The 21,396-nt window shown below is 63.2% G+C and carries 27 protein-coding genes and 1 pseudogene; 22 read left to right on the forward strand and 6 right to left on the reverse strand.

Annotation, left to right across the window (positions count from 1 at the left end; translation table 11 throughout):
• Positions 1-135 precede the first annotated feature (135 nt).
• A pseudogene (locus tag ACFQNJ_RS02630) lies at positions 136-333 on the reverse strand (phage integrase N-terminal SAM-like domain-containing protein); the annotation flags it as partial.
• 135 nt (positions 334-468) lie between these two features.
• Here ACFQNJ_RS02630 and ACFQNJ_RS02635 point away from each other — a divergent pair.
• The 16 genes from ACFQNJ_RS02635 to ACFQNJ_RS02710 all read left to right on the forward strand — a co-directional run bounded on the left by ACFQNJ_RS02635 (position 469) and on the right by ACFQNJ_RS02710 (position 10,333).
• Positions 469-786 (forward strand): hypothetical protein, encoded by a 318-nt coding sequence (locus ACFQNJ_RS02635; protein ID WP_382253635.1) that lies wholly within the window; start codon positions 469-471, stop codon positions 784-786.
• 86 nt (positions 787-872) lie between these two features.
• A complete protein-coding gene (locus tag ACFQNJ_RS02640; protein ID WP_382253637.1) occupies positions 873-1,280 on the forward strand; it encodes a hypothetical protein in 408 nt (135 codons plus the stop codon).
• Between the two features lie 155 nt (positions 1,281-1,435).
• On the forward strand, positions 1,436-2,083 hold the full coding sequence (locus tag ACFQNJ_RS02645) for a hypothetical protein (protein ID WP_382253639.1): 648 nt from the start codon (positions 1,436-1,438) through the stop codon (positions 2,081-2,083).
• A 733-nt stretch (positions 2,084-2,816) separates the two neighbouring features.
• Positions 2,817-3,377, forward strand: coding sequence for a GNAT family N-acetyltransferase (locus tag ACFQNJ_RS02650; protein WP_382253640.1), 561 nt, complete (start codon positions 2,817-2,819; stop codon positions 3,375-3,377).
• A gap of 601 nt (positions 3,378-3,978) precedes the next feature.
• The gene (locus ACFQNJ_RS02655) at positions 3,979-4,512 is read left to right on the forward strand and encodes a DUF1579 domain-containing protein (protein WP_382253642.1); all 534 of its coding nucleotides are present in this window, start codon (positions 3,979-3,981) and stop codon (positions 4,510-4,512) included.
• A 588-nt stretch (positions 4,513-5,100) separates the two neighbouring features.
• Positions 5,101-5,541, forward strand: coding sequence for an SRPBCC family protein (locus tag ACFQNJ_RS02660; protein WP_382253644.1), 441 nt, complete (start codon positions 5,101-5,103; stop codon positions 5,539-5,541).
• A gap of 70 nt (positions 5,542-5,611) precedes the next feature.
• Positions 5,612-6,463 (forward strand): arginase family protein, encoded by an 852-nt coding sequence (locus ACFQNJ_RS02665; protein WP_382253646.1) that lies wholly within the window; start codon positions 5,612-5,614, stop codon positions 6,461-6,463.
• A gap of 23 nt (positions 6,464-6,486) precedes the next feature.
• On the forward strand, positions 6,487-6,825 hold the full coding sequence (locus ACFQNJ_RS02670; protein ID WP_382253648.1) for an ankyrin repeat domain-containing protein: 339 nt from the start codon (positions 6,487-6,489) through the stop codon (positions 6,823-6,825).
• A gap of 66 nt (positions 6,826-6,891) precedes the next feature.
• Positions 6,892-7,341, forward strand: coding sequence for a hypothetical protein (locus ACFQNJ_RS02675; protein WP_382253649.1), 450 nt, complete (start codon positions 6,892-6,894; stop codon positions 7,339-7,341).
• Complete coding sequence (locus ACFQNJ_RS02680) at positions 7,338-7,982, forward strand: SMI1/KNR4 family protein (protein WP_382253651.1); 645 nt, start codon at positions 7,338-7,340, stop codon at positions 7,980-7,982. Before ACFQNJ_RS02675 ends, ACFQNJ_RS02680 begins: the two co-directional genes overlap by 4 nt.
• A 29-nt stretch (positions 7,983-8,011) precedes the next feature.
• Positions 8,012-8,290 (forward strand): hypothetical protein, encoded by a 279-nt coding sequence (locus ACFQNJ_RS02685; RefSeq protein ID WP_382253652.1) that lies wholly within the window; start codon positions 8,012-8,014, stop codon positions 8,288-8,290.
• A gap of 61 nt (positions 8,291-8,351) precedes the next feature.
• Positions 8,352-8,903 carry a dihydrofolate reductase family protein gene (locus ACFQNJ_RS02690; RefSeq protein ID WP_382253654.1) on the forward strand — a complete coding sequence of 184 codons (552 nt, stop codon included), beginning with the start codon at positions 8,352-8,354 and terminating at the stop codon, positions 8,901-8,903.
• Complete coding sequence (locus ACFQNJ_RS02695) at positions 8,900-9,205, forward strand: hypothetical protein (RefSeq protein ID WP_382253656.1); 306 nt, start codon at positions 8,900-8,902, stop codon at positions 9,203-9,205. The genes ACFQNJ_RS02690 and ACFQNJ_RS02695 overlap by 4 nt, the downstream gene beginning before the upstream one ends.
• Positions 9,205-9,672 (forward strand): methyltransferase family protein, encoded by a 468-nt coding sequence (locus tag ACFQNJ_RS02700; protein ID WP_382253658.1) that lies wholly within the window; start codon positions 9,205-9,207, stop codon positions 9,670-9,672. The genes ACFQNJ_RS02695 and ACFQNJ_RS02700 overlap by 1 nt, the downstream gene beginning before the upstream one ends.
• 59 nt (positions 9,673-9,731) lie before the next feature.
• Positions 9,732-9,914: a hypothetical protein gene (locus ACFQNJ_RS02705; protein ID WP_382253659.1), complete on the forward strand. Its 183-nt coding sequence runs from the start codon at positions 9,732-9,734 to the stop codon at positions 9,912-9,914.
• 128 nt (positions 9,915-10,042) lie between these two features.
• Positions 10,043-10,333 carry a hypothetical protein gene (locus ACFQNJ_RS02710; RefSeq protein ID WP_382253661.1) on the forward strand — a complete coding sequence of 97 codons (291 nt, stop codon included), beginning with the start codon at positions 10,043-10,045 and terminating at the stop codon, positions 10,331-10,333.
• Positions 10,334-10,351: 18 nt separating this feature from the next.
• On the opposite strand, the gene ACFQNJ_RS02715 is transcribed toward ACFQNJ_RS02710, so the two are convergent.
• Both ACFQNJ_RS02715 and ACFQNJ_RS02720 read right to left on the reverse strand, forming a co-directional pair.
• The gene (locus ACFQNJ_RS02715; protein ID WP_382253663.1) at positions 10,352-11,101 is read right to left on the reverse strand and encodes a type 1 glutamine amidotransferase; all 750 of its coding nucleotides are present in this window, start codon (positions 11,099-11,101) and stop codon (positions 10,352-10,354) included.
• A gap of 87 nt (positions 11,102-11,188) precedes the next feature.
• Positions 11,189-11,992, reverse strand: coding sequence for a crotonase/enoyl-CoA hydratase family protein (locus ACFQNJ_RS02720; RefSeq protein WP_382253664.1), 804 nt, complete (start codon positions 11,990-11,992; stop codon positions 11,189-11,191).
• Between the two features lie 152 nt (positions 11,993-12,144).
• On the opposite strand from ACFQNJ_RS02720, the gene ACFQNJ_RS02725 reads away from it, so the two are divergent.
• The 6 genes from ACFQNJ_RS02725 to ACFQNJ_RS02750 are packed head-to-tail and all read left to right on the forward strand — an operon-like array spanning position 12,145 to position 18,809.
• Positions 12,145-13,020, forward strand: coding sequence for a branched-chain amino acid ABC transporter permease (locus ACFQNJ_RS02725; RefSeq protein WP_382253666.1), 876 nt, complete (start codon positions 12,145-12,147; stop codon positions 13,018-13,020).
• An 11-nt stretch (positions 13,021-13,031) separates the two neighbouring features.
• Positions 13,032-14,108, forward strand: coding sequence for a branched-chain amino acid ABC transporter permease (locus tag ACFQNJ_RS02730; RefSeq protein WP_382253668.1), 1,077 nt, complete (start codon positions 13,032-13,034; stop codon positions 14,106-14,108).
• Entirely contained in the window at positions 14,105-14,953 is an 849-nt protein-coding gene (locus ACFQNJ_RS02735) for an ABC transporter ATP-binding protein (protein ID WP_382253670.1), read from the forward strand. Before ACFQNJ_RS02730 ends, ACFQNJ_RS02735 begins: the two co-directional genes overlap by 4 nt.
• Positions 14,950-15,738 (forward strand): ABC transporter ATP-binding protein, encoded by a 789-nt coding sequence (locus tag ACFQNJ_RS02740; RefSeq protein WP_374640933.1) that lies wholly within the window; start codon positions 14,950-14,952, stop codon positions 15,736-15,738. Before ACFQNJ_RS02735 ends, ACFQNJ_RS02740 begins: the two co-directional genes overlap by 4 nt.
• A 4-nt stretch (positions 15,739-15,742) precedes the next feature.
• Complete coding sequence (locus ACFQNJ_RS02745) at positions 15,743-17,599, forward strand: AMP-dependent synthetase/ligase (protein ID WP_382253673.1); 1,857 nt, start codon at positions 15,743-15,745, stop codon at positions 17,597-17,599.
• A gap of 43 nt (positions 17,600-17,642) precedes the next feature.
• The gene (locus ACFQNJ_RS02750) at positions 17,643-18,809 is read left to right on the forward strand and encodes an ABC transporter substrate-binding protein (RefSeq protein WP_382253675.1); all 1,167 of its coding nucleotides are present in this window, start codon (positions 17,643-17,645) and stop codon (positions 18,807-18,809) included.
• 95 nt (positions 18,810-18,904) lie between these two features.
• On the opposite strand, the gene ACFQNJ_RS02755 is transcribed toward ACFQNJ_RS02750, so the two are convergent.
• The 3 genes from ACFQNJ_RS02755 to ACFQNJ_RS02765 are packed head-to-tail and all read right to left on the reverse strand — an operon-like array spanning position 18,905 to position 21,301.
• Entirely contained in the window at positions 18,905-19,390 is a 486-nt protein-coding gene (locus ACFQNJ_RS02755) for a thioesterase family protein (protein ID WP_374640936.1), read from the reverse strand.
• A gap of 27 nt (positions 19,391-19,417) precedes the next feature.
• A complete protein-coding gene (locus ACFQNJ_RS02760; protein ID WP_382253677.1) occupies positions 19,418-20,590 on the reverse strand; it encodes an acyl-CoA dehydrogenase family protein in 1,173 nt (390 codons plus the stop codon).
• Positions 20,591-20,602: 12 nt separating this feature from the next.
• Positions 20,603-21,301 carry a TetR/AcrR family transcriptional regulator gene (locus tag ACFQNJ_RS02765; protein WP_382253679.1) on the reverse strand — a complete coding sequence of 233 codons (699 nt, stop codon included), beginning with the start codon at positions 21,299-21,301 and terminating at the stop codon, positions 20,603-20,605.
• Positions 21,302-21,396: the final 95 nt, after the last annotated feature.

Below are 21,396 nucleotides of genomic sequence, written 5' to 3' on the forward strand. Positions count from 1 at the left end.
TAGTCGCCTCGGTGCTCCTGCACCATGCGCACGGCGCGCTCGCGGACCTCGGGTGAGAACTTGTTTGACTTTGTCATGGCTCCATATTCTCAGACGTTGGAGCCTCCTCAATTCCCGGGGCGGTTCAGCCTGCCCCAACAAGCGCGGGTGCCGAAAGCCCTGGCTGCCCTGTCGTGCTGTCCACAACACAAAGGCCTTGGTCCAGTGGACGTAGGCCTTCTCCGTCTGTAAGCTGTAGTGCAAATACCGTATACGCTCGCGCACCTGATCGAGCAACCGCTGGGACCGGGGAGGGGTCCAGTCGGGTTTGTCGGTTCTGTTATACCTGTTCATGCATACAGCATGACACGATAAGACGATGATTCAAAACAGATTTTTGGTATGTGCCGACCGTTGTTATCCGACTTCGGTTGTGGGTATCCGACTTTTTGTCGTGTAAATCAAAGTTAGGAGTTAACGGGAGAAGCAATGGAAAGCTTCATGAATCGGCTAACCGACATGGATTGGGGATGGTGGCCTTTTGTTTCGCTTCGCCCCGCCAAGAACGAAGAAATGACTAGCGCCCGGGTAGCCAAGATGGCCGTCTTTTTCGGAGGCTTCTATGGCGTGCTTCTTTATCTTGCGCTAGTTTTTCCAAGACATGGCTTTAGCTACTTCGACGCGGTTGCTTGTATCCTGTTCTTCGTGGTTTTCTTCTTTGTCTTTTATAAGTTTAGTTTTGCTAATTTCTGGAATAGACGTGCCAAGCGTATGCAAATCGATATGAGTGGAACGAATGACTCCTAACAATTCACTCCAGCCGACCGGCTACGCCGGCGGCTGAGTTCCAACGTTAGGCGTCACCAATGCCGAGCATCAGTAGGCCACGCTACTTGCGCGCTTCCACTCTGACAGCGTGCTTCGCCTTAGCCCTTCCGGTCACATTCTTCTTCCTGGCCTACCTCGACTTCGCCTCGCCCAGTTGGAACCCTCAGGAAGACTCAGGCGCGATCCAAGGCTACATGTTCATTGGCTTGGTCACTGCGCTCATCGCTGGGTTTGTCATCGCCGTCTTTCCAGCAGTTGGGGCGCACCTCCACCGGAAAGGCAAGCTCAACACCACTTCCCTAGTCAAGGTGCTCGCCATCGTCCTAGCCTGCGCCAGCTTTGCGCTCGCGTTGGCCGCGTCACTGGCCTCGGACGGCGTGGGCGATGTTCTGCTTCTCGCAGTGCTGGTCTTCTCCATGTCGGCTCCGTTTCTCCTGCCTCTTGCACCGCTATGGCTGTGGCTGGCGCAGTGACGCCTAACCCTTCGCTGGAGCGGGGACCTCCACCGGCAAGTCGCCTGTCCCGCGAGGCGCTCGCTGTCTATCATTCGCCTCGCGGGCCAGTCGCCTTCCCGGCGGCGGCCCCTCAGCTCAAACGTTAGACGTCACATTAAGTAATCGACAGACTCATGGCGACATCCAATAAATCGAAGGCGCCCACTGCACCGGCGGGAACCACACCTACACCTGCACCGAGCGACGAAAAGAAGACAGACGATCCTGAACGCCTCGAGGTGTTTAAGGCGTTCGTGATGGAGTTCGCAAAGGAGTCGGACAGGGCGTGCGTCATACTGGGTGCGGCCCGCCTTGACATCCTTTTAAAGCAGTTGATTACTGCTGTTCTTCTGCCATCCACATCCTCTTCAGACGAGCTGTTGGATGGCGATTCACCGCTTGGCACATTCAGCGCCAGAATTCAAATGAGCTACAGACTCGGGCTGCTGGATGCGGAATTCACGCGAGCGCTGAACCTGATTCGACGCATCCGCAACGAGTTCGCGCATGAGGCATCGTCTGTGTCCTTGGCGCATGCCTCCCATCGCGACCGCATAAAGCAGTTGATCGCACCACTGAAGGACATCAAGATCTTCGGCACGTTTCGAGAGATGGACCTCCTGAAACCGCACGAAGGCTCCGCCCGGGACTTCCGCGCGATCCTTGCGTTCCTCTGCGCCAGGCTCGAGGGCGCTGTCCATAGGGCTGCGCCCGTGAAATCTGAGCGTACGTGTGCACTCGTGGCCAAGAAGTGGCTGGAGAAACCGAGCAGTGACGGCTAACAGGGCGTTCCACCAGACCGCCTCCGGCGGCCGGTGAATTCAAACGTTAGGCCTTCTACATCCTTCCACCCGGCAACATCATGGTCGCACATTGCTATCTCTTTAAAAGAAGCTACGAATTCGTAGCACGTGAAAATATTAGCTCCATTCCTTCCCTCGTTAGAGGCATCTATGTTCTATACGAAGAAGTGTCTACGGCTCGAGGAAAAAGCCAGATGAACGTTGTATATGTTGGAATGGCTCGTGGAGACAAGACGGGTGTGAAGGGAAGACTAAAGAGTCACAATTCCAGCAAAGCAGACCTATGGACTCATTGCTCAGTGTTCGAAGTGTGGGACAACATTCCACCTAGTCAAGTTGTCGAACTAGAGGGGCTGTTCAGGCACATCTTCCGAAAAGATGCTGCTGCCAATAAACTGAACAAGCAAAAGGCGTACACCCCATTAAATAGACTTGCAAAAGAAACGAAGGCATGACTTAAATAATAATTGCAACGCCGTGTAGTACCCCACCCATCCAAGCATCTATTCCCCACGCGGATTGATATTTGAAGTGCAACACTCAAAATGCAGGCAGCCGCACCATAAAAACCTTCCACTTCGCGCCTCAGCCTAACTGTCAGGTCAACGCGGACGCAACCAAGGGCCATGCCTTCGGCATTCTCATGGCCCTTGGTTGTACCCTCCGCCCTGGCGGGCTCCGGCGCCGGTTACCTTGGTAGTTAGACCGCACTATGGGCAACTTTCCTGAACTCCAGACCCAGAACCTCGTTCTGCGGGAGATTGCTGATGCTGACGCTGAGGATTTGCTGAGAATCCATGGCGACGCCGAACATATGAAGTGGTTTGGCTCGGATCCCCTGACAGACATCGAAGCGGCGATAACGCTGGTCCATACGTTTGCGAAGTGGCGTCAGGAACCTGCGTCCGGCACACGGTGGGGCATCCAGCTGAAAAGGGCGCCTGGCCTCATCGGAACGTGCGGGCTGTTCCGCTGGAATCCGAGGTGGAGAACGTGCGTCATCGGCTATGAGATCTCTCGGTTGCACCAGGGGCGCGGGTACATGACGGAGGCGTTGGCGGCGGTTCTTGGTTGGGGATTTGCCGAGATGGCGTTGAACCGCGTGGAAGCGCAGGTGCATCCCGACAACCGACCGTCCCTGGCATTGCTCGGGAAGTTTGGTTTCGTCGAGGAAGGGCTCTTGCGAGAAGCTGGTTACTGGGCGGGCTTGCACCACGACTTGATGCTGCATTCCCTTCTGAAGCGAGACTGGGGGAGCGGCCGTGCGGTCTAACAGGTCGTTCGACGCGGACACGCAGCGGCATTGCGCCGCAAAGCGTGCAGGTGAGCATACGCCTCGCGGCGCAATGCCGCTGCGTGCGGGTCAACTCCGACGTTGGCTGCACTAAATGCTTGTCGCGCTCCGAGTCTTGACAAGCTGTACTGGCATTGGGGTACTCCTTCTCGCCAGCGGCACTGTCACTTTGACGTACGACGCTATCGTTGCGGTCACGCAAGGTAGCGCAACGGGAGTTGTTCGCTCGTGCACGCCTGGATCCGAACCTGGATTTTCCGCGCCCTCATTGCCTCCTGAAGCACCCCAACGCTTTCTGCGATGCACAGTCGACCTCGAGGTTGGGGGTGCACAGATTGGCCCTGCCGAGGTGTCGTACAAGCATTCCGATCCGTTCACCCATCAGATTCGCCCTGGAAAATCTGTCGATATCGTCGGCTCCACGATCGGTCCATGGAGACACTTTCGACCGATCGGGTACCCCAGGGATCCTGGAACCATGCAACTTGGCGTGGTTCTCATGGGGTTCGGGCTGGCAATCAAGCTGCTCTGCCGCGCGGCCTGACATGTCGTATGTGGACTCCACTTCCTTGTGTGCAGCTTGCTTGCGCTGTATTTCATTCCGCTCGTGGTCAAGGTGCCTATGTCTATCCCGGATCCAGCCAATCCCCCAACGGACTTCGACTTCATCATTGGTGACTGGCGCGTGCGTCACCGCCGGTTGAACTCTCGCCTCACCGGGTGTACCGAGTGGACCGAATTCCATGGCACGTCTTCCACGCGGAAGATCCTCGGAGGGTTTGGCAACGTTGAAGACAACCTCCTGTGCTTTCCCCGGGAGCAGGTCCGCGCTGCGGCATTCCGCTCCTTCGACACCAAGTCACGGTCGTGGTCCATCTGGTGGCTCGATGGACGTGCGCCTCACAACCTCGACGTCCCGGTCGTTGGCGCCTTTGCCAACAACGTCGGCCTCTTCTACGCCAACGACACCCTCGATGGGCGGCCCATCAAGGTGCGCTTCACCTGGCATGCCAACCCGCGTGGCAATCCGCAATGGGCGCAGGCGTTCTCGGCTGACGGCGGCAGTACGTGGGAAACGAACTGGACGATGGAGTTCCATCGCAGTGAGATCTAGCCCATCGCCCGTGGCGGAACTCCATCGCCGTGAGACCTGGGCTGCGAAGCGCTCATGGTCTATGCTGCGCATCAAGGCTTCCCCCTTGTTCTGCTTTTGCCCATGAAAATTCATCTGCTAACCGCTCTGTTGCTGGCGCCGCTGATGGTCAGTCCTGTTGCATTGGCAAGCGACACGACGTGCACCGCCAATCGTGAGGGGCGGCTCGTCTGCCCAGCGCCCGATTCCACTTGCCTGAAAGATCGATACGGCGATGTCATCTGTTCGACGCCGGGTGGCGGGATCGCAATCGATCGATACGGCAGTCCCGTTTGTGGCCCTGGCTACTGCACGAAGGACCTCAGAGGCGACTTGTTCTGCTCGAATGCGCCTCGTGGGGCGTCGTCGACAGACCGAGCAGGCAATGCTGTCTGCGCTGGTGAGTGCGTTCCCGCAAAGGCTCAAGCCTGCGTCAAACCCCAACCCGCCAGGTGAATCGCGTCGGCGAATGCGGCGGCTACCCCTTTCGCTGGAGCGCGCCAAGCGCCATGCCGGTTCCGACCCCTCAGTTCAGACCTTGGGCGTCAAGGTCGGTCATAGGAGACGTGAATGTCGTTCCAGTCAGAGCCAGGCACCATAAGATGGAAAGTCCACTTCAGGTCATCACCCGAAATGGTCTTTGACGCGCTGGCCACCGATGCCGGAAGAGCGCGCTTCTGGGCAGAGACCGCGCCGGAAGTTGACGGGGTCGTCACCTTCTGTATCCTCAACTATGAGCCATTCGCTGGTCGCATCTTGCTCAGGCGAGCGCCTGAAATCTTGAAGCTTGAGTATTTCGGAACAGTGGTCGAGTTCTCGCTAGCCGGTGATGGTCGCGGGGGCACCGATCTTTCTCTGCTGGCCACGGAGGTTGATGAGTCCATTCGTATGGAAATGGTCGCTGGTTGGGTATCGGTCCTCATGGCGATGAAGGCCGCGGTGGATCACCGCATCGACCTTCGAAATCACGACGAAACGCGGGCCTGGGGGACAGGCTTCGTCGACAACTGATGGTCAACTGAACTGCGACCCGCAAACTACTACCCGTGTCAGCACCTGTATCTTGAACCTTGCAATCCCCATGCCCATCGCTCTGACCGCCTACCAGGGACGCGCCGGCGACCGCAATGACCTGGCCTGGCCAGGTGCCCAGATGGTGATGGAAGCCATCGCTGCTCACCTGTGCTTGCCTTTCACCACCGTGGGGTGCCGGCCACAGACCCCGCTCAATCAGGGGTGGGCGGCGGAGCTGGCGGCGGCGCAGCCGGGTCTCACCCAGTTGGCGGATCACCTTCGGTCGGTGCTGTCCGGCGGTGGCACGCCGATCACCGCGCTCAACCGCTGTGCCGCAGCGCTGGCCACGCTGCCGGTGGTGGCCCAGGCGCATCCTGAGGCGACGATTGTCTGGTTCGATGCCCACGCCGATCTGAACACGCCCACTTCGACAGCCAGCGGCTACCTGGGGGGTATGGCCATCTCTGGTCCCGCAGGGCTGTGGCACACCGGCTTCGGGGATGCGGTGGATCTGGCCCGGGTGGTGCTGGTGGGGTCGCGCGATCTGGATCCGTTCGAAGCGCAGCTCATCGGATCCGGCCCGGTGACCCTCATCCGCGCCGATGAGCCCGATCTGTCTGGGGCCCTGCTCAGGCGCTTGCAGGGCCAGCCGGTGTATGTGCACCTGGACTGCGATGTGCTGGAGCCTGGGCTGGTGCCCACCGACTTCCAGGTCCCCGGTGGCCTGAGCCTTGAGCGCCTGGCAACAGCGATGGAGGCGCTGGCAACGCACCCCATCGTCGGACTGGAGGTGGCGGAGTTCCAGACAGGCTGGTCACCCGATGAGCAGGGGGCTGCGATGGCCGGGTTGCTGCAGGCCATGCTCCCCCTTTTGAACGCCGTGCGCGACGCCCGCCAGACAACGCCGCGCAATCCCTGAACCGACGACAGGCAAGGAGCGATATGTCCGCAGGAGATTGGAAAAGCCTCTACCAGGCCGCCGAGGAGGGTAACCTGTCCGTCGTCCGGTACCACCTGGCGGAAGGGGCCGATCCCAACCATCAGCACCCCGAGATTCTTCGAACGCCGCTCGTGGCCAGCGTGATCGAGGGTCACCTGGCGGTGGCGGACTGCTTGCTGGCACACGGTGCAGATCCCAACCTGGTGTCGGTGATGGACAACCTGTCGCCGCTGGAGGCCGCCATCAGGCATGGCCACCACGCCCTGGCCCAACGGCTGCGTCAGCTGGGTGCACGCGAGCAGGCTCGCGAGCCGTTCTGGTGGCGCTGGTTGCCTGTGTAGCCGCTGGTGCGCAGGTATCATCCCAAGCGCCATCAGGCGTCTCAAATTTGCACGGGAGGGGAACACATGAAAAAGCTCATGGTCAGCAGTCTGGCCGCATTGTCCATCGGCGTCGGCGCTCTGGCGCCGTTGGCTGCCAACGCCCAGAGTCTGGGTACCTGTCTGGTGGATTCGCTCTCGGGCAAGGAGCGCAAGGAACTGGCCAAATGGATCTACTTCGCCATGGCCGCCCATCCGGACATCACCGCCTACGCCAAGGTGACGGAGTCGGATCGACTGAACACGGACAAGTACATCGGGAGCTTGATCACCCGGTTGCTGGTGGAGAACTGCCCGGCCGAACTGAATGCGGCCCAGAAGGCCGACCCGCTGGCCATGAAGAAGGCGTTTGAACTGGTAGGTCAGGTGGCCATGCAGGAGCTGATGACCAACGGCAACGTCGTCTCGGCCATCAGCGGCTACGTCCGGCACGCCGACCAGAAAAAAATCAGTTCGGTGATGGCCGACCGGCAATGAGTCCGTCATCGATCGACACGCTCATGGCGGTGCTGGACCGCTATGCCGGGCTTCTCCAGACGTTGGACGATCCCGCTCGGCAGATGGGTCCTCAGATCGTCTGGACGGGGCCGGACGACCTCGCCACGGTCCAGGCCTTGGAGCGGGCATCGGGGTTCCCTTTGCCGGGTGATCTGACCGCGTTTTACCTGGCACACGGGGGGATCGATGTCGGGCAGGGCTGGGGCGCTTTGAGCCTGTTCAGTGCCGGGAGGCTGCTGGCCAACACCACGCAGGCGTCGCCGGAGCGCTACCCGCTTCGCCATGGTCTGCTGGACTTCATCCATGGCGTGTGGGAAGGCCGGCCCGAGTTCGATGAGGCCTTCTCTGCAGAGCAGACCGCGCAACTGAATCGGGCCTACCTCGTGATCGGCATGACCGCTCTGGATGATGATACCCACCGCTACCTCTTCCTTGACCGGGCTGGCCGCTGTGGGGCGCTGTGGTTCAACCAGGACTGCATTGATGACGAGCACCTGGAGACCTTGCACCAGATGTTGCAGACCAGCCCGGCTCGCAGTGATTTCTGCACCGCCTTGGCCGCCGAGGTCCAGGTCGCGATCGAGCGCTTGCACCCACGACATGTGACCGTGCGGGCGTGAGTATCCACGTCACCAGCATCCGATCCGCCATGCCCAAAACTGCTGTCGTTGCCGCTCTGGTCGGTGCCGCCGTCACCACCGCCGCCTTCGTGTTCAACCCGTCGCCCGAGCAACACCGGGCGGAGATCAGGGAAACCATTGCCGAGCGCAGCCCGATCGCCGGTGCGCTGGGCGTGGGGGCTTTGACGGCTTTCGTGTCCACCTATCACCCGCTGGGGGTCGCGTCCTACACCACGGTCAATGGGCGCACTGCTTCGGTCGGTGCCTTTGGTATGGTGTTTGTCCTGTCGTTTACCCAGACCAAGTAGCGCTTCTCTGCCCAGTGGTGAGTGACCGCGCGGGCTTGAGACACAGAGAGCACGACCGATCATGAAGATCCAGTACTACGTGGCTTCTTCGCTCGATGGCTTCATTGCCACCGAAGACGATTCTCTGGACTGGCTGTTTCCCTTGGGCAGTGTGCAGGATTCCAGCTACCCGGACTTCATCGGCCAGGTGGGTGCGCTGGCCATGGGGTCGGCCACCTACGACTGGATTCGCACACACTCGGATGAGGTGGCGGCCGAGACGGGCGCTGCCTGGCCGTACACACAACCCACCTGGGTGTTCACCCATCGGGATCTGCCGGTGGTGGCGGGAGCCGATGTCCGCTGGGCACGGGGGAATGTGGTCGATGTCGTCGAAGACATGCGCGCGGCGGCGAATGGCAAGAACATCTGGGTGGTGGGCGGGGGTGACCTGGCCGGGCAGTTCCACGACGCCGGCCTCCTTGATGAGCTCATCGTGCAGGTCGGATCGGCCACCCTGGGGCGCGGCAAACCGCTCTTGCCCCGCCAGATCCTCGGTCCGGTGCTGCGCCTGGTCTCCACCCGGCAGATGGGGACTGGCATGGTGGAGTTGCGATATGAGGTTGGCCAATGAACACCAGGCTGCCCTTGACCCTGCCCGCGAAGCTGTCGATTGCAGCCCTGTGCCTGCTGGGTTTGCTGGGTGGCTCTCTGGTCGTGGCTTATGCGGGGTTTGAGACCTCTCCGCGCCGCGGCGGCACACCGACGTTCGTCCCCGCGCCGCAGGCGTACGTCATGGCGGTCGTCATGTACCTGATGTCATGCCTGGCATTGCTGGCTTTGCTGCGTGACCGTGGTTCGTCGATCGGCGCCACCGTCGGGGCGTTTGGCGTGTACGGATTGTTGGCCTGGCTGCTGGTGGAGGTGCTGGTTTGATGTCGCTGCGCTGGCTGGAACACAAGGTGCCGCCGCCCCTGGTGGGTGCGCTGGTCGGTCTGGGCATGTGGTGGCTGGCATCGCCGGGACCGGCCATCGCACTGAATGACACGGTCCGGCTGGTGCTGGCGGGTGGACTTGTGCTGGTCGCGCTGACGTTTGATCTGGCCGGTCTGCTGGCCTTCCGGGCTTCCCGCACCACCATCAACCCCCTGGCGCCGCAGCGCGCATCGACACTGGTGACCGGCGGTGTCTACCGCATCACCCGAAATCCCATGTACGTGGGCATGGGCTTCATGTTGTCGGCCTGGGCCGTGTACCTGGCGGCCCTGTGGCCTTTTCTGGGCCCGCTGATGTTCGTGCTGTACATCACCCGTTTCCAGATCCTGCCCGAGGAGCGGGCCCTGCAGCAGCTGTTCGGCGATGCCTACACGCAGTACACCGCGAGGGTGCGGCGCTGGTTGTGAGGGCATTGGCCGCCAGATGCTGTATCGTGGGCGGTATTCAAACGATCACAAGGACGCCCATGGCCAAACCCAATTACCAGTTCGAGAAGCGTCAGCGGGAGCTGGAGAAGAAGCGCAAGAAGGAAGAAAAGGCCCAGCGCAAGGCGCAGGGCGGCCAGGACCGCTCCCCCGAAGACGAGAACGCCGATCCGCAGGCCCCGGCCTCGCCCGACGCCACAGACGAGCAGGCTCCTTCCGCCTGAGACCGTCCTTCCCACGGGGAGCCTGGGGTTTCCAGCTTGGCAGTCGGCTGCCTTGCCCCTATGATGATTTTCAGACCGGAAGCATCCGGCCAGTGACGATCATGTAGGCAAGCGTCAGGAGACAACACATGGCTCCCCTCGTGGACGAACTCCCCAGCATTCGGCGTGGCAGGTGGCTGTACGCCGGGGTCACGCCCTGCGATGTGCGCATCATCCGCCACGACACCCTGTACGGCTCGGGTGACACCGAAGATCCGCCGGAACTGGCCGGCAACCGTGCCGTCGAGTGTTACTACATCCGCTACCACACACCAGCCGTGACGCCGCCCTGGCACGACGGCGGCATCGCGCTGTCCCTGCGCGAAGCCATGTTCATGGCCGAGCGCAAGCTGGGGCCGGTGGTGCACTGGGTCGACTGATCCTGCCTGTCATCGTTTTCACCGCCAGCGCGAACGCCAGCACTGGTAGATGTGGTCGGCCAGCGCCTGGCTGCCCGCCTGGTGCTGCTGCGTGGACTGGCGCATGATCTCAGGGGATTCCACGGTGCTCAGGCCGGCGGCCACCGCGGCGGGATAGACCGTGCCAGGGTGCGCCAGCCAGGTGTCGATCTTGGCGGGCGTGATCTCGACATGGAACTGCATCGCCAGGTGCGGACCGATGGCAAAGGCCTGATGGGCACAGGCGGCCGAGCGGGCCAGCACCTGGGCACCGGGTGGCAGACCTGTGAAGCTGTCGTAGTGCCACTGGTAGACCAAGACATCCCGGATGTCACCCAGCCATTCGCGGGCCTGGGAAAGGTCCGACACCTGCATCGGCAGCCAGCCGATCTCGGGCTGGGGCAGACGCTCGACGCGCCCGCCAAAGGCCCGCGCCATCAGCTGGCCACCCAGGCAATGGCCGATCACCGGGATGCCCAGGGCATCGGCTTCGCGGATCAGCGCTTCGGCTTGCCGCAGCGAGGGCCGGTCATCGTTCGCCCCCCATTCACCGCCGAGCACCGCCAGCGCACGGTAACCGGCGACAGAGGAGGGGTAAGGATCACCGGCTTCGGCGCAGAACACGTCCCAGCGAACGCCCGCGCGGTCCAGCCAGTGGCCCAGATAGGCCGGGGTGTCTTCGATGGTGTGCTGGAGCACCAGCACCTCGGCAGCAGGGGTGCGCGGCGTGGGGACGGTGGGAGCGGACATGCTGTCGATGATAGGCAGCGCTGAGCGCCATCCGGAGCCATTCCCCGCGTCGCGGATGAGGCCGCTCGCCGCCCGGTGTCCGCGGTGTCAGAACTGGCCGTGGCGTCCGTGCCCGGCGGCAAAACGCTGTGCGCCGGCCAGCGCGTCCGGGATGCGGGCCTTGCCGCGCTGCCATTCCTGCTGCAGGGCCCGACCGAACGGCAGGTCCCACTGGGTGTAGGCGCTTTCGCGGTCCGCCAGCATGGTGGCCTGGGGAAAGCCCGCCAGCTGGCGGGCCAGGGTCACCGCGGCATCGCGCGCCATGCCCGGGGCGACCACCCGGTTGGCCAGGCCCATGGCCAGGGCTTCGCCAGCCTCCACCTTGCGGCCTGTCAGGATCAGGTCCATGGCATGACCCATGCCGATCAGGCGGGGCAGGCGCACCGTGCCACCGTCGATGAGCGGGACGCCGAAACGCCGGCAGTACACACCGAAGTAGGCGTCTTCCTCCATCACCCGCAAATCGCACCAGAGCGCCAGCTCCATGCCGCCTGCGACAGCGGCGCCGCTGACGGCGGCGATCACGGGTTTGGACAGGCGCAGACGCGACGGCCCCATGGGTCCGGGGGCGCGACGATCCTCGCTGTCGAAATCCAGCTGCGCCAGGCCACCGGCTTCGCCCGCGGCGGCCAGCCGTGCGCCGTGCTGCAGGTCCCAGCCCGCACAGAAATGGCCGTGTGCGCCATGGAACACGGCCACGCGGGCGCGGTCGTCGTCCTCGAAAGCCAGAAAGGCCGCATGCAGGGCACGCGCGGTGTCTCCATCGACGGCGTTGCGCACGTCGGGCCGGTCCAGCGTGATGACCATGATGTCGTCGAGGTGTTCGATGCGGACCGGGTGTGGGTGCGTCATGGCGGTGCGTGTCTTGCGGGTGTGAGGTGATCTTGGTGACACCCGCGCGACTTCGGATGGGGGACAACCCCTAGCGTCAGTCTCGTGCAAGACAGCTATAACCAGCGCAAACCAAACGGGCGACACCGATTGCCCATGCCAGGAGACAACGCGTGCAAGTGCTGCAACTGCTCATCAGCGGTGTGGCCCAGGGGTGCATCTACGGTCTGATTGCCCTGGGCTTCGTGCTGATCTACAAGGCCACCGAAACGGTGAGCTTCGCCCAGGGCGACCTGATGATGGTCGGCGCCTTCGGCGGGCTGCTCACCATGACCCTGCTGGGTTTTCCCTTCTGGCTGTCCATCCTCGCGGCCGTGATCGGTATGGCGCTGTTCGGCATCCTGCTCGAACGACTGGTCATCCGTCCCATCCTGGGGCAACCGGCCTTCTCGATCGTGATGCTGACCATCGGGGTGGGCTATGTGCTGCGCGGGCTGATCACCATGATCCCCAACATCGGCACCGAGACCCACACCCTGCCGGTGCCCTACGCCGGGCAGGTGATCAACCTGGGGTCGCTGGTCATCTCGGCCGATCAGCTGGTGGTGATCGGTGCGACAGCGTTGCTGTGCGCCCTGCTGTTTGCGATGTTCCGCTACAGCAAGCTGGGCATCGCCATGCAGGCCTCGTCGCAGAACCAGTTGGCGGCCTACTACATGGGCATTCCGGTCAAGCGGCTCAACGGCCTGGTCTGGGGGCTGGCCGCAGGCGTGGCGGCCATTGCCGGTCTGCTGTTGGCGCCCATCACCTTCGTGCACGCCAACATGGGCTTCATCGGTCTCAAGGCCTTCCCGGCGGCGGTGGTGGGTGGCTTCGGCAGCCTGCCCGGGGCCATCGTGGGCGGCCTGGTGATCGGCATCGTCGAGGCCTTGTCCGGCTTCTACCTGCCCGAGGGCTTCAAGGACATCGCTCCCTACATCGTGGTGCTGATCATGCTGGTGCTCAAGCCCAATGGCCTGTTCGGTGAAAAGCTTCGCAAGAAAGTCTGACCGGAGATCCCATGCGCTTCATCTTCAAAACCGATTACGACCAGGACATCCGGCTGGCCAAGCACGGCGGGCATGTGTTCTGGTACAGCCTGCTGTGCCTGGGCCTGCTGGTGGCCCCGTGGGCGATTCCCGAGTACTGGCTGGCCCAGCTGACCTTCGTGCTGATTTACGCCGTCGTGGGCCTGGGGCTGATGCTGCTGGCGGGTTTCACCGGCCTGTTCTCGCTGGGCCATGCGGCTTTCCTGGGGGTGGGTGCTTATACCCAGGCGGTCATGGTCAATGCCGGGCTGCCGTTCCCGCTGGCCATCTTGTCCGCCGCCCTGCTGTCGGCCGCCGTCGGCGTGGTGGTGGGACTGCCGGCGCTGCGCGTCAAGGGGATCTACCTGGGTATGGCCACGCTGGCCTTCGGCTTCATCGTCGAGGAAGGCCTGGCGCGCTGGGAGGGCATGACCGGTGGCAATTCGGGCCTGATGGTCAACTACCCGGCCATGTTCGGCTGGGAGCTGGATTCGACCAACGAGTTCTACTTCCTGTGTCTGGTGGTGACGGTGATCGCCACGCTGGCCATCGTGAACCTGCTGCGCTCGCCCACCGGTCGCGCGTTCGTGGCCATCCGCGATTCCGAGATCTCCGCACAGAGCATGGGCATCCATCTGGCCCGCTACAAGACGCTGTCCTTCGCGCTGTCGGCCGCGCTGGCCGGGGTGGGCGGGGCGTTGTATGCGCACAAGATCCAGTTCCTCTCGCCCGAGCAGTTCTCCATCATCCAGTCGATCGACCTGCTGCTGATGGTGGTGATCGGTGGCCTGGGGTCGGTGCACGGGGCGTTCCTGGGCGCCATCTTCCTGATCGTGATGCCGCAGTTGATTGCCATGGGCAAGGACTTCCTGCCGACGGCCATCGGTCAGTCCACCGGGCTGCAGGGCACGGTCTACGGTCTGGTGCTGATCGCCTTCGTGCTGTTCGAGCCCATGGGCCTGTACGGCCGCTGGCTCAAGGTGCGGGCCTGGTTCCAGCTTTTCCCCTTCTACCGGCGGGGCATGTTCAAGCGCCAGAAGTCCTTCCAGAAATCGGATCGCCTCAAATGAGCCATATCCAACCCGATTCCTCCGAGGTGCTGCTGTCCGCACGCAACCTGAGCGTGCGCTTCGGCGGCGTGCTGGCGGTCAATAACGTCAGTTTCGATGTCCGCAAAGGTGAGGTATTCACCCTGATCGGTCCCAACGGCGCCGGCAAGACCACGGTGTTCAACCTGATCAGCCGCATCTACACGCCGACCACTGGCACCATCGACTATCTGGGGCCCCAGGGCATGCTGCGCCTGACCGAGCAGCCCCCGCACCGCATCGCCGGCCTGGGCATTGCGCGCACCTTCCAGAACATCGAGCTGTTCGAGCACGCCACCGTGCTGCAGAACCTGCTGATCGGCCGCCACACCCACCGCAAGACCGGTCTGTGGAGCGAGATGTTCTTCACCAGTCGAACCCGAAGGGCCGAGATCGAGGCGCGTGAAAAGGTCGAGCAGGTCATCGATTTCCTGGACCTGCAGCACCACCGCGAAAGCATGGTGGCTGGCCTCCCGTATGGCGTGCGCAAGGTGGTGGAGCTGGCGCGCGCGCTGTGCACCGAGCCGCGCCTGCTGCTGCTGGACGAACCATCGTCGGGCCTGAACGTGGAGGAAACCGAAGACATGGCGTTCTGGATCAGTGACATCAAGAACGAGCTGGGCATCACCGTGCTGATGGTCGAGCACGACATGAGCCTGGTCTCCAAGGTGTCCGACCGCGTGCTGGCCATGAGCATGGGCGCCGAGCTGGCCACCGGCACACCCTCGGAGGTGCAAAGCCACCCCGGCGTGATCGAGGCCTACCTGGGCACGGTCGACGATGTCTCCAGTTTGCGACGCGAGCACGCGCAAGGAGTGTCCGCATGACCGCGCCCGTGACCGACAACGCGGTTCTCAAGCTGCTCAACGTCGAGAGCGCCTACGGACCCATCAAGGCGATCCGGGGCGTGAGCCTGCAGGTGCGCCGTGGCGAGATCGCCACCGTGTTGGGCTCCAATGGCGCCGGCAAGACCACCATCCTCAAGACCATCAGCGGCATCATCGATCCGCGCAAGGGATCGGTCGAGTTCAAGGGCGAGAACATCACCGCCCAAGACCCGGCCTACATCGTGCAGCAGGGTCTGATGCACGTGCCCGAGGGGCGGGAGGTGTTCCCGCTGCTGTCCGTGCGCGACAACCTGCTGATGGGTGCCTACACCCGCAAGGACCGCGACGGCGTGGCGCGCGACATGGAGGCGGTGTTCAACTATTTCCCGATCCTGCGCGAGCGCGCCGCCCAGGACGCGGGGCTGCTCTCGGGCGGCCAGCAGCAGATGCTGGCCATCAGTCGTGCGCTTATGGCCAACCCCGACCTGATCCTGCTGGACGAACCCAGCCTGGGCCTGAGCCCGAAGCTGACCAAGGAGATCTTCGAGATCGTCGTGCGCATCAACCGTGAGCGCGGCACCACGATCCTGCTGGTCGAGCAGAACGCCAACATGGCGCTCAATGCGTCGGACTACGGCTACGTGCTGGAGAACGGCCGCATCGTGATGGAAGACACCTGTGCCCGCCTGCGCGAGAAGGAGGACATCAAGGAGTTCTATCTGGGCATGAAGGAAGAGGGCGTGCGCGCCGACCGTCGCTGGAAGAAGAAGAAAACCTGGAGATGAGTGCATGAGCTACCTGTGGGACCTCTCCAACATCCAGCCGCGGACCGAAGTGGTGCTGCCCGGCGACACCATCCCCGCCATGTTCTGGCAGGCGGTGGAGCGGCGTGGCCCGAACGTGTGGCTTCGTCAGAAGGACCTGGGCATCTGGCGCAGCTGGACCTGGACTCAAGTGGGCCAGGCGGTGCGCGAGATCGGCCACGGCCTGCTGGCCATCGGATTCGGCAGCCGCGAGACAGCCTCCATCCTGTCCAACACCAACATCGAATGGGTTCTTAGCGACCTGGCGGTGCTCAGCGCCAACGGCGTGGCCAACGGCATCTACCCAACCGATGCGGCCGAGCAGGTGCACTACCTGTGCGAGGACTCGCGCACCACGGTGCTGTTCGTCGAGGACGACGAGCAACTGGACAAGGCGCTGGAGGTTCGCAAGGGTCTGCCGCAGTTGCGCAAGATCGTGGTCTTCGACATGGAAGGCCTGCGCGACTTCCGCGACGACCAGGTGATCAGTCTGGACGAGTTGCGCGCCCTGGGCCGCGAGCACGCCAAGACCCATCCCAAGGCACTGGACGAACGCGTGGCCGCGGTCAGTCCCGACGACCTGGCCATCCTGGTCTACACCTCGGGCACCACCGGCAAGCCCAAGGGTGCCATGCATGCGCACAAGGGGCTGGTCTACACCGTGCGGGGCTACAACACCCTGATTGCCCGCGACGACAACGACGAGTGCATGTGCTTCCTGCCGCTGTGCCACATAGCCGAGCGCATGGGCGGCGAGTACTTCTCGCTCTACACCGGGGCCAAACTGAACTTCGTCGAGAACCCCGAGACGGTGCCCGAGAACGTGCGCGAGATCGCGCCCACGGTGTTCACCGCGGTGCCGCGGGTGTGGGAGAAGTTCTATTCCGGCGTGATGATCGCGCTCAAGGAGGCCAGCCGCACCCAGCAGGCCGCCTACGCGTGGGCCATCGGTGTTGGGCAGCGTGTGGCCGACCTCGTGCTGAAGGGGCAGGAGGTGCCGGGGAGCCTGAAGCTGCAGTTCAGGCTGGCGCGGGTGCTGGTGCTCGACAACGTGCGCAAGCTCATCGGCATTCACCGCTCACGCTTTCTGGTCACGGGCGCGGCGCCCATCTCGCCCGATCTGGTGCGCTGGTACCTGGCCTTGGGGGTGCCCATGCTGGAAGTCTGGGGCATGACCGAGACCTGCGGGGCCTCGACCGGTGTGCCGGCCGAACGCATCAAGCCCGGGTCGATCGGTCCGGCGGCCCAGTACAACGAGGTCAAGCTGGACCCCACCACGGGCGAGATCATGGTGCGGGGTCCCAACGTGTTCATGGGCTACCTGAACCTGCCCGAGAAAACGGCCGAGACGATTGACCCCGACGGCTGGCTGCACACGGGGGATGTGGGCGTGGTTGATGAGGAAGGGTTTTTCCGCATCACCGACCGGATGAAAGACATCATCATCACCGCCGGGGGCAAGAACATCACCCCCAGCGAGATCGAGAACGAGCTGAAGTTCTCGCCCTACATCACCGATGCGGTGGTGATTGGCGACAAGCGGCCCTACCTCACCGTCATCATCATGATCGATCAGGAGAACGTGGAGAAGTTCGCGCAGGACAACGACGTGCCGTTCTCCAACTACGCCAGCCTCACCCGCACGGCCGAGGTGCAGCAACTGATCCAGGACGTGATCGATGCCGTCAACAAGAAATTTGCGCGGGTCGAACAGGTCAAGAAGTTCTGGCTGCTGGAGACCCAGCTGACGGCCGAGGACGAGGAACTGACGCCGACCATGAAGCTCAAACGCAAGCTGGTGCAGCAGAAGTACGCCGAGCAGATCGAAGCCATGTACCGCTGAGCATGGCCGACCCTTTCGTTTCAACCACAAGGAGACAAGACCCATGAAAGCCAGACTCACTGTGACCGCCGCCGCCACCCTGGCGCTGGCGGCCGGCGCCGCCATGGCCCAGACGCAGGGCGTGAGCAAGGACGAAATCACGCTGGGCTCGATTCAGGACCTGTCGGGGCCGCTGGCGGGCTTTGGCAAGCAGGTGCGTCTGGGCATGATGCTGCGCGTGGACGAGGCCAACGAACAGGGCGGCGTCAACGGCCGCAAGCTGACGATGACCGTGGAAGACTCGGGTTACGATCCGCGCCGCGCCGTGCTGGCCGCGCAGAAGCTGGTCAACCAGGACAAGATCTTCGCCATGATCGGCCACATCGGCACCGCCCAGAACATGGCCGCCATGCCGGTGCAGTTCCAGAAGAACGTGATCAACTTCTTCCCGGTGACGGCCGCGCGCCAGATGTACGAGCCTTTCCACAAGCTCAAGTACTCGTTCGCGGCCACCTACTACGACCAGATGAAGCTGGCCACGCCCAAGCTGGTCAAGGAAAAGGGCGCCAAGAAGGTCTGTGCCATGTACCAGGACGACGAGTTCGGCCTGGAGGTGTTCCGCGGTGCCGAGGATGGCCTGAAGTCCATGAACATGGCCTTTGCCGAGGTCACCACCTTCAAGCGGGGCGCCACCGACTTCTCGTCCCAGATGCAGAAGCTGGCATCGTCGCAGTGCGACTTCGTCGTGCTGGGCACCATCATCCGCGAGACCATCGGCGGCATCGGCACTGCGCGCAAGCTCGGCTTCAACCCGACCTTCCTGGGATCGAGCGCGGCCTATACCGACCTGATCCACAAGCTCGGTGGCGCGCCCATGAACGGGCTGTACGCGACCATGACCGTGCAGCACCCGTACCTGGACGAGGCCGCACAGCCCATCCGCTTCTGGGCCAACAAGTACAAGACCAAGTTCAACGAAGACCCGACGGTATTCTCGGTCTACGGTTACAGCGCGGTCGATGCCTTCATCCGCGCGGCCACCAAGGCCGACAGCAACCTGACGACCGACAGCTTCATCAAGGCCATGGACAGCATGACCATCCCGCCGGACATCTTCGGCAGCGCCGAGATGACCTTCGGTCCGCAAAAGCGCCTGGGCAGCAACGCCACCCGGCTGTCGCAGATCCAGGATGGCCGCTGGAAAGTGGTGTCCGACTACATGAAGTTCTGATCAGCCCTGCACAGGGTGCGTCTGCCTCAGATCGTCCGGCAGACGCCTTGGCCACCGCGCGCAAGCCGGTGGCTTTTTCATGGCCGGTGGGACGATCAGGACACGATGTACGCGCCGGAGCCGGCCGACAGCAGTTTGCCGTCCGGCCCCCGGAACTCCATGCGGGTGGAGGCCACCCGGGAGCCCAGGCGCAGCACCTCGGCGCTGAGTTCGAAGTGCGAGCCGATGCCGGGACGCAGGTAGTCGATGCGCAGGTCGATGGTGCCCAGCTTGGCAAACCGGTGCAGGCGTTGCTCGGGTGCCTCGTCCATGTGGCGCGCGCCGATGGCGGCCATCACGGCCAGGCCACCCATGGCGTCCAGACCGGCGCTGATGACGCCGCCATGGATTCGGTTGTAGGCATAGTGGCCGACCAGCTCGGGCCGCATGTCGATGCGGGCCAGCACCCGCTCGGGCAGCAGGCTGGTGATCTTCAGCCCCAGCACCTGGTTGAAGACGATTCTCTCCTCGAAGATCTGCTTCAGACCAGTCACGAACTCGGGTTCGAATTCGGCGGGTGCGGGTGGGTTCTTGTGACTCATGAGGTATCTTGATGTTGGCGAAGGGGTTCAGCGGGGTGGCCGTTTGGCGAGGCCCATGGTCTTGCTCAGAATGCCCAGCATGACCTCGTCGGCGCCGCCACCAATGGAAGCCAGGCGGCCATCCCGGAACATGCGCGAGACGCGGTTCTCCCAGGTAAAGCCCATGCCGCCCCAGAATTGCAGGCAGGTGTCCGGCACCACACGGTTCAGGCGCCCGGCCTTGAGCTTGGCCATCGTGGCCCATTCGGTGACATCCTCGCCGGCCACGTAGCGCTCGCAGGCCTGATAGGTAAGGGCGCGCAGGCTTTCAACCTCGGTCTTGAGTTCGGCCAGCTTGAACTGGACCCACTGCTGATCGGCCAGGGCCGCACCGAAGAGCTTGCGCTCCTGTGCCCACTCCACCGTCCAGGTGATGCAGTTGCTCAGGCTTTCCAGGCAGCTGGCGGCGCACCACAGGCGCTCCTCCTGGAACTGCTGCATCTGGTACACGAAGCCGTGGCCTTCCTCGCCGATGCGGTAGCGCTGGGGCACCCGCACCTCGTCGAAGTACAGCAGGCCGGTGTCGCTGCTGTTCATGCCGATTTTCCGGATCTTCTTGCCCACCTCGAAGCCCTTGACCGGCTTGCCGTTCTCGCGCAGGGGCACGATCACCAGGCTCTTGTTGCGGTGGGCCGGGCCATCGCCGGTGTTGACCAGCATGCACATCCAGTCGGCCTGCAGGCTGTTGGTGATCCACATTTTCTGGCCGCTGATGACGTAGTCGTCGCCGTCCTTGCGGGCATGGGTGCGGATGGCCGCCACATCGCTGCCGGCGCCGGGTTCGCTCACGCCGATGCAGGCCACCACCTCGCCGGCGATGGCCGGTGCCAGGAACTCGCGCTGAAGCTCCTCGCTGCCGAAGCGGGCCAGCGCGGGCGTGGCCATGTCGGTCTGCACGCCGATGCCCATGGGCACCCCCCCGCAGTGGATGTGACCGAGCGTCTCGGCCATGGCCATGCTGTACGAATATTCCAGACCGGCGCCGCCGTGGGCCTCGGGTTTGGTCAGCCCGAGCAGGCCCAGCCGGCCCAGATCACGGAAGACCTCGTGGGCCGGGAACATGCCCGCCTCTTCCCACTCATCCACCTGCGGGTTGATCTGCTCATCGATGTAGCGCCGCAGGGTGTGCTGGATCTCGCGATGCTCGTGGGTGTACTGCATGGGGAAATCTCCTCAGGGTGACGTCGGCTCGTGAAGGAACAGCAGCAGGGCGTTGTCGGCCAGATCGTCCAGGCTGGCGCCGCCACTGGCGGCCCGCGCCGGGTCGTACCACTGCACCGACCAGTTGAGCGCCCCGAAGATCATCAGCCGGCTGATGGGCAGCGAGCCGCGCAGGGCACCCTCCTGGTGCAGGGTGTGCAGCACAGGCACCCAGGCGGCCTCGTAGTCGGCCTTCAGGCTGCTGATTTCCCCGCGCTGCTCTTCCGACAGGTAGCGCCATTCATACAGCATCACCGGGATGAAGTCGCTGTCCGGCCCCAGCAGCACATCGAACTGGTTGCGTACCAGGGTGCGCAGCAACTGGCGCGCGGAGGGCGTGGTGTGGCTGGCCGCGGCGGCCGATGTGGTGGCCTCCAGGGCCGCTTTTTGCCGGACCACGGCGCGCTGCATGCCTTCGCGCATGACCGCTGCCAGCAGGGCTTCCTTGTTCTCGAAGTGATAGAAAGGTGAGCCGGCCTGCATGCCTGCCGCGGTCGCAATGTCGCGCGTACTGGTGCCGGCAAAGCCCTTGATGCGAAACAGGCGGGCGGCGGCCTTCAGCAGGTCTTGCCGGCGGTTGCCGTCGTCGCGCTCGTCGGCGGTCTTGCGGGGCCGGCCCCGCGATCGGCGCACCGGCACGGCAGCAGACAGCTCGGAAGCGGTAAGGGTCATGGTCTAGACCTTATCAGGGGCAGTTATTTTCAGCAAGCGACTGCTTGGCAAAAAAGTGGCTGAGCTGTCGCTCTGCCGACAACTCAGCCCTCAAA

Source organism: Hydrogenophaga bisanensis, assembly GCF_042665135.1.
GTDB lineage: Bacteria > Pseudomonadota > Gammaproteobacteria > Burkholderiales > Burkholderiaceae_C > Hydrogenophaga > Hydrogenophaga bisanensis.

What these genes read in the sequence shown, in the direction of transcription:
- ACFQNJ_RS02635 (WP_382253635.1), top strand. Translation starts at nt 469, where the DNA reads ATGGAAAGCTTCATGAATCGGCTAACCGACATGGATTGGGGATGGTGG.
- ACFQNJ_RS02645 (WP_382253639.1), top strand. Translation starts at nt 1,436, where the DNA reads ATGGCGACATCCAATAAATCGAAGGCGCCCACTGCACCGGCGGGAACC.
- ACFQNJ_RS02650 (WP_382253640.1), top strand. Translation starts at nt 2,817, where the DNA reads ATGGGCAACTTTCCTGAACTCCAGACCCAGAACCTCGTTCTGCGGGAG.
- ACFQNJ_RS02660 (WP_382253644.1), top strand. Translation starts at nt 5,101, where the DNA reads ATGTCGTTCCAGTCAGAGCCAGGCACCATAAGATGGAAAGTCCACTTC.
- ACFQNJ_RS02665 (WP_382253646.1), top strand. Translation starts at nt 5,612, where the DNA reads ATGCCCATCGCTCTGACCGCCTACCAGGGACGCGCCGGCGACCGCAAT.
- ACFQNJ_RS02670 (WP_382253648.1), top strand. Translation starts at nt 6,487, where the DNA reads ATGTCCGCAGGAGATTGGAAAAGCCTCTACCAGGCCGCCGAGGAGGGT.
- ACFQNJ_RS02675 (WP_382253649.1), top strand. Translation starts at nt 6,892, where the DNA reads ATGAAAAAGCTCATGGTCAGCAGTCTGGCCGCATTGTCCATCGGCGTC.
- ACFQNJ_RS02680 (WP_382253651.1), top strand. Translation starts at nt 7,338, where the DNA reads ATGAGTCCGTCATCGATCGACACGCTCATGGCGGTGCTGGACCGCTAT.
- ACFQNJ_RS02685 (WP_382253652.1), top strand. Translation starts at nt 8,012, where the DNA reads ATGCCCAAAACTGCTGTCGTTGCCGCTCTGGTCGGTGCCGCCGTCACC.
- ACFQNJ_RS02690 (WP_382253654.1), top strand. Translation starts at nt 8,352, where the DNA reads ATGAAGATCCAGTACTACGTGGCTTCTTCGCTCGATGGCTTCATTGCC.
- ACFQNJ_RS02695 (WP_382253656.1), top strand. Translation starts at nt 8,900, where the DNA reads ATGAACACCAGGCTGCCCTTGACCCTGCCCGCGAAGCTGTCGATTGCA.
- ACFQNJ_RS02700 (WP_382253658.1), top strand. Translation starts at nt 9,205, where the DNA reads ATGTCGCTGCGCTGGCTGGAACACAAGGTGCCGCCGCCCCTGGTGGGT.
- ACFQNJ_RS02705 (WP_382253659.1), top strand. Translation starts at nt 9,732, where the DNA reads ATGGCCAAACCCAATTACCAGTTCGAGAAGCGTCAGCGGGAGCTGGAG.
- ACFQNJ_RS02710 (WP_382253661.1), top strand. Translation starts at nt 10,043, where the DNA reads ATGGCTCCCCTCGTGGACGAACTCCCCAGCATTCGGCGTGGCAGGTGG.
- ACFQNJ_RS02715 (WP_382253663.1), bottom strand. Translation starts at nt 11,101, where the DNA reads ATGTCCGCTCCCACCGTCCCCACGCCGCGCACCCCTGCTGCCGAGGTG.
- ACFQNJ_RS02720 (WP_382253664.1), bottom strand. Translation starts at nt 11,992, where the DNA reads ATGACGCACCCACACCCGGTCCGCATCGAACACCTCGACGACATCATG.
- ACFQNJ_RS02730 (WP_382253668.1), top strand. Translation starts at nt 13,032, where the DNA reads ATGCGCTTCATCTTCAAAACCGATTACGACCAGGACATCCGGCTGGCC.
- ACFQNJ_RS02735 (WP_382253670.1), top strand. Translation starts at nt 14,105, where the DNA reads ATGAGCCATATCCAACCCGATTCCTCCGAGGTGCTGCTGTCCGCACGC.
- ACFQNJ_RS02740 (WP_374640933.1), top strand. Translation starts at nt 14,950, where the DNA reads ATGACCGCGCCCGTGACCGACAACGCGGTTCTCAAGCTGCTCAACGTC.
- ACFQNJ_RS02745 (WP_382253673.1), top strand. Translation starts at nt 15,743, where the DNA reads ATGAGCTACCTGTGGGACCTCTCCAACATCCAGCCGCGGACCGAAGTG.
- ACFQNJ_RS02750 (WP_382253675.1), top strand. Translation starts at nt 17,643, where the DNA reads ATGAAAGCCAGACTCACTGTGACCGCCGCCGCCACCCTGGCGCTGGCG.
- ACFQNJ_RS02755 (WP_374640936.1), bottom strand. Translation starts at nt 19,390, where the DNA reads ATGAGTCACAAGAACCCACCCGCACCCGCCGAATTCGAACCCGAGTTC.
- ACFQNJ_RS02760 (WP_382253677.1), bottom strand. Translation starts at nt 20,590, where the DNA reads ATGCAGTACACCCACGAGCATCGCGAGATCCAGCACACCCTGCGGCGC.
- ACFQNJ_RS02765 (WP_382253679.1), bottom strand. Translation starts at nt 21,301, where the DNA reads ATGACCCTTACCGCTTCCGAGCTGTCTGCTGCCGTGCCGGTGCGCCGA.